The 1846-nt window shown below is 67.1% G+C and carries 2 protein-coding genes; both read left to right on the forward strand.

Going from position 1 to position 1846, the window contains the following annotated elements; translation table 11 throughout:
* The first annotated feature begins 367 nt into the window (after positions 1 to 367).
* The gene (locus tag U9980_RS14930) at positions 368 to 1054 is read left to right on the forward strand and encodes a hypothetical protein (RefSeq protein WP_322768463.1); all 687 of its coding nucleotides are present in this window, start codon (positions 368 to 370) and stop codon (positions 1052 to 1054) included.
* Between the two features lie 110 nt (positions 1055 to 1164).
* Positions 1165 to 1846, forward strand: a 682-nt coding sequence (locus U9980_RS14935) for a L,D-transpeptidase (protein WP_322768464.1), incomplete at its 3' end; no start/stop codon positions are given.

Raw genomic sequence — 1846 nt, forward strand, 5'->3', positions numbered from 1 at the left:
AAGCCGTGGCCGGTGACTTTTTCAGCTACCAGCTGATCATGTAATCTAACTGACCGAGCCAGACTGACAACCTACGAGACCAAAACATACTCACACGTCTACAACACACTCACACGTCTACGGGTCCTTGTTCATCGCATGCGACCCCGCCCGCGAGCCCCGAAAAGCGCGTTGGTATGGTTCCCCGGAAATGCGGCTGTGACGGTGGCCACAAGCCCTGTAGCCAGCCCACCTGACGTCTGAGGGGACACACACAATGCGTTTGGGCAGGACGCGACTGGCTCTGGCCTGCGTAATCGGCTCGATAACCGTCGGGCTGGCCGCACCTGCGGCCTGGGCGACAAACGACACCGACGCAGCGAACACAATGCCCGCAGCCACCGCAACTGCTGGCGCGCTGGCATCGGCCGGACCGGATGCGGTTGACACCGCTACGCAGGTCCCGACGCCGCCGGCCGGGTCGGTAGGGAGTGCGACGCCCGCGGTACCGCCGCAGGGCCAAGATGCGCTGCCGTCCCAGCCACCGGTGACCAAGCGGCCGGGTGGCGTGTCCCTTCCGTCGGGCCTTCCGTCGCTTCCCGGAATGCCGCTGACCGACCTGGACAAACGACTTGTCGATCTAGCTCCCTGGCTGCCGGATGACGTGTCCCTGGCTGACCTGGTGCCCCAGCCGCTGGTGGTCAGCTTCACCTGCGGCCCGAAGGGCCCTGCCTGGACGCTCAAGAACACCGCCGCCAAGGCATACGGCTTTGCGTGGATCGACACCAACGTCAACTACAACTTCGGTGCGATCGGGGCCGGCAAGACCATCTCGCTGGATTCGTCGGCCGATGCCGTGATCGCGGGCGCAGTCGACGTGGAGACCGGAGACGTCGTGCTGGCGATCCCGGCCTTCGCCATCGCGCACTGCGCGACCACCACCACGGCGTCCCCCACCCCGACCTCGACGAGCGGCTCGGGTGGCGGCGGGACTGTGCCGGTGTCGACGACGACCGCGCCGGTAGCAGCCCCGGCAACGGCTGTCGTCACCGACAAGGTTCACTACACGGGATGACCTCCTCAGCTCTGATCGGACGCCGTCGCCCCGGATCCGGGCCGGCGGCGTCCGCCATGTCGGTTTCCACCGATCATCGTCCAACCGACCACCGCCCAACCGGCAGGCGCATGAAGATCGCGCTGATCGTCGTCGTCGGCATGGTTGCCTTGACCGGCTGCGGCGGGGGGGGCTCGAAGGCCCAGGCACAGGCGTCCGCGACAGCCCTTCCGGATCCGGTGAGCAGCCAGCTCGCGGCCGTGACCGCCGTCAACGCCGACGGGATGAACACGATCGTGACCGCGACCGGCGCGGTGGTGGACATCTACAAGACCCCCACGGCGAAAACCGCGTCCTCCCAACTGCACAGCCCGAACCCGGCAGGTGCTCCGCGGGTGTTCCTGGTGGTGGCGAAACTCCCGAACTGGTGGCACGTCCTGCTGCCGGTGGAGCCCAACGGCAGCACCGGCTGGGTGAAGGCGTCCCAGGTGAAGGCCAGCCTTACGGGCTACCACATCGTGGTTGCCCGCAAGGACCACCGCCTGCGGGTCTATGACCGGACCACGGTCGTCGTGGACGAGCCCATCGCCGTGGGCACAACTGACACCCCGACGCCCGGCGGTCACTTCTACCTGACCGAGTTGCTACAGCCACGCAACCCGGCCGGCGCCTACGGTCCGTACGCCTTCGGGCTCAGCGGGTTCTCCACCACCCTCGACTCCTTCGACGGGCAGGCCCCGGTGATCGGTATCCACGGAACGAACCAGCCCAACCTGATCGGGCAGGATGTCAGCCACGGCTGCATCCGGGTTC

It is taken from the genome of Protofrankia sp. Cr1 (genome assembly GCF_963555865.1).
In the GTDB taxonomy this organism is placed as follows: Bacteria; Actinomycetota; Actinomycetes; order Frankiales; family Frankiaceae; genus Protofrankia.

What these genes read in the sequence shown, in the direction of transcription:
- U9980_RS14930 (WP_322768463.1), top strand. Translation starts at nt 368, where the DNA reads ATGCCCGCAGCCACCGCAACTGCTGGCGCGCTGGCATCGGCCGGACCG.